Here is a 432-nt window from a genome sequence, read left to right as displayed (position 1 = left end):
GCTTTTGACAAAATCATAGCAGCTGGTGGCTACGTGTCGATTAATACCGGCGGTGTGCCCGATGCCAATGCATTGCCAATCCCCAAGGATGATGCCGACGAAGCAATGGACGCCGCATCTTGTATTGGTTGTGGAGCCTGTGTAGCTGCCTGTAAAAATGGTTCGGCCATGTTGATTGTGTCGGCCAAGGTGAGTCAATTGGCTCTGTTGCCACAAGGTCGCGTGGAAGCTACTCGTCGTGCCAAAAACATGGTGGCCCGCATGGACGAACTGGGTTTTGGTAACTGTACCAACACCGGTGCCTGCGAAGTGGAGTGTCCCAAAGGCATCTCCATCGCCAACATTGCCCGCCTCAACCGCGAGTTTCTCAAAGCCAAAATTCAGGACTAAACATTTTGGTAAATCCATATCAAAGGGGCTGTCTGATAAGGC

General features: G+C 51.6%; 1 protein-coding gene. It reads left to right on the top strand.

The window, feature by feature from the left end; genetic code table 11:
• A partial coding sequence (locus C6366_RS21180) for a 4Fe-4S dicluster domain-containing protein (protein WP_146164954.1) occupies window positions 1–390 on the top strand: 390 nt, incomplete at its 5' end.
• Window positions 391–432 lie beyond the last annotated feature (42 nt).

This window comes from Desulfonatronum sp. SC1 (assembly GCF_003046795.1).
Lineage (GTDB): Bacteria > Desulfobacterota > Desulfovibrionia > Desulfovibrionales > Desulfonatronaceae > Desulfonatronum.
Note: the sequence above shows the minus strand (reverse complement) of the source record. Positions and strands in the feature narration are given on the sequence as shown.